4 protein-coding genes are annotated in these 2,548 nt (G+C 65.1%); 2 read left to right on the top strand and 2 right to left on the bottom strand.

Translation table 11 applies throughout. From position 1 onward, the window contains the following. Positions 1–137, top strand: a 137-nt coding sequence (locus tag ACLQI9_RS21465; protein ID WP_442392151.1) for a hypothetical protein, incomplete at its 5' end; no start/stop codon positions are given. An 86-nt stretch (positions 138–223) separates the two neighbouring features. Here the strand turns inward: ACLQI9_RS21465 and ACLQI9_RS21470 are convergent. Further along, on the bottom strand, positions 224–1,555 hold the full coding sequence (locus tag ACLQI9_RS21470; protein WP_442392148.1) for an MFS transporter: 1,332 nt from the start codon (positions 1,553–1,555) through the stop codon (positions 224–226). A 60-nt stretch (positions 1,556–1,615) separates the two neighbouring features. Further along, entirely contained in the window at positions 1,616–1,897 is a 282-nt protein-coding gene (locus tag ACLQI9_RS21475) for a hypothetical protein (protein WP_442392149.1), read from the bottom strand. 321 nt (positions 1,898–2,218) lie between these two features. On the opposite strand from ACLQI9_RS21475, the gene ACLQI9_RS21480 reads away from it, so the two are divergent. Further along, the coding region (locus tag ACLQI9_RS21480) for an NfeD family protein (protein WP_442392150.1) at positions 2,219–2,548 on the top strand (330 nt) is incomplete at its 3' end.

A 2,548-nucleotide genomic window follows, 5' to 3' on the forward strand; every position in this document is an offset into this window, starting at 1 on the left:
GCGGGCATCTGCAGACCCAGGACTACCAGCTCACCGAGCGCTGCCGGCGCTGGGTCGCGGGCATCAAGGCGCAGTTCGCGTCGACACCCCTGACGCCGGCCACGCCGATCGTTTCGCGGCTCGTCGCGCGCGCGTGAGCAGCGGCGCCACGACCCCAGATCTTGACGTGGAGTCGGTGTCCGGCAGTTTATGGCTGTGCAACCACGACGCCATCGCCGCTGGGCTAAGACCCTGGATCTGATTCGCCGCGGTAGACCGCGGCGTCCTCCATATCAACCCGGGAACGGTCCGGCAGGGCCGCGACGCAGCCAATCGTGATGATCGCGGCAAGGACGATGTAAATCGAGATCGAGTAGGGCGTGCCGGTTTCGTGCAGCAGCCACGTCGCGATCAACGGCGCCGGGCCGCCGGCGAACACCGACGCCAACTGGTAGCCGAGCCCGGCGCCGCCGTAGCGCAGGTGCGTCGGGAAGCTTTCGCTGATCAACGCGGCCTGCGGGCCGTATTCCATCGCGTGCACCTGCAGCGACACCACGACCGCGACGAAGATCAGCACGGCGCCACTGTGGGTCAACACCGCGAAGTACGGGAAAGCGATCAGCGCGGTCAGCACGGCTCCGATCAGGTAAACGCGTTTGCGGCCGAGCCGATCGGACAGCTGCGAGAAGAACGGAATCGCGACGAGTTCGCACAGCGCGCCGACCAGGACCGCGTTGAGCACGAACGTCTTGGAAAAGCCGTGCCGCGACACGACGTAGATCAGCACAAAAGTGGTGAAGAGGTAAAACGGCATCTGTTCGCTGAACCGCAGGCCCGCTGACAGCAGGATCTCCCGCCAGTGACGCCGGATCACCTCGATGACGGGTGCGCGGGCGGTCTTCCGGTCCTGCTGCACCTTGGCAAACATCGGCGTCTCGAGGATCTTCAGCCGGATCACCAGGCCCACCGCGACGAGCACCAGGCTGAGCAGGAACGGCACCCGCCAACCCCATGAGGTAAAGGCCTCAGGTGAGAGCGTGGCCGAAAGCAGTGTCATGCCACCCGTGCCGAGCACCAGGCCGAGTGGCACGCCGAGCTGGGCGAAACTACCGAGCAGGCCGCGTTTGCGCTGGTCGCCCGACTCCATAGTGATCAGCACGGACCCGCTCCACTCCCCGCCGATCGCGAGTCCCTGGATCAGTCGCAGCGCGACCAGCAGCAGCGGCGCAGCCAAGCCGATCGTCGCCGTCTTGGGCAACATGCCGACCAGCGCCGACGAGATGCCCATGACCAGCAGCGTGACGATCAGCGTGGCCTTGCGGCCGACCCGGTCGCCCCAATGCCCGAAGATCGCGGCGCCCACCGGGCGGGCGGCAAACCCGACAGCGTAGGTCGCGAACGACTGCATCGCGCCGGCGTACGCGCTGGACGCGGGGAAGAACAGGTGCGGGAAAACCAACGCCGCGGCCGTGTTGTAGAGGAAGAAGTCGTACCACTCGATCGTCGTGCCGATCGCGCTGGCCATCGCCGCGCGTCGCACCTGTACCTGTTGCCCCGCCCTGTCCGCGACTACCACAGCTCATAGTGTGAGGCCCGGAGGCGAATTATGGGTCGACACACAGGGGCTTATCTCCGGTTAGAGCCGCAAACGCGCAAAGCTACCCCGCAGAAGCTGAAGCGGCTCAACAAATTTCATTCCCCAGACGCCTCCGGCGTCGGGGAGCCCGCGCTCGGCCAGGAAGCTCTGCCGGATGCGACGCACAGTCATCAACACGAGCAGGCTGACCGCGAGCTTGCTTAGCGCCACCCGACTCGTTCGCTTCCTCCAGGTTGAAGGCGTCGAACCAGCGCGCCGGCCGAAGTGGTAGCCGATGCACAGTGCCGTCACCAGTGCGGAGATAACCGCAAGCGCTGTCATGAAGATCAGCGTCCTTCGTCGCAGTCGCGGGAAGGTCACATGCGAGATACACCTCGGCCAACAACCAGCAAGCGCCATAAAGCGACGCCGGCGAATCCGCAGCGCAGTGCCGAGCGATGCGGCACGCCGGCCGGCGCGGACTCGCCCGGATGCGCTCGCACCCGCAAAGACCGGTCACCACTCTGCCGGAATCCGAAAACGCAATGCGGCGCCAGCATGGTTTGGGGGACATAATGTAAGGGTGTGACCTACCGCACACGAAGGAGGAAGTGACAATCATCCCGCCCGCGCATCCGTCGAATGTGCAAGGAGGATCGCCGCATGGATGCATGGCTGATCTGGTTGACCATCGCCATAGTGTTGCTGGTGGTCGAGATGCTCACGATCACCGCAGCGGTCGGGATGCTCGGTGTCGCCGCACTGATCACCGCGGGCTTAGCCGCACTTGGACTACCCGTTGCTGTCCAACTCTTTGCGTTCACAGTCACCGCCACGATCGGGGTGCTGCTCATCCGCCCCATCGTCCGTCGGCACATGCTCCGGCCCCAGCTCGAGCGTTTCGGCGTAGAAGCATTAATTGGTAAGCCCGCCTATGTCGTGTCAGAGGTGTCCGGGCTCGACGGCAGGGTTCGCATCGGCGGTATCCGCGGT

Source organism: Mycobacterium sp. (assembly GCF_052143115.1).
Lineage (GTDB): Bacteria > Actinomycetota > Actinomycetes > Mycobacteriales > Mycobacteriaceae > Mycobacterium.

Excerpts from the sequence above, each read along its gene's own strand:
- ACLQI9_RS21475 (WP_442392149.1), bottom strand. The coding sequence starts at position 1,897 with ATGACAGCGCTTGCGGTTATCTCCGCACTGGTGACGGCACTGTGCATC.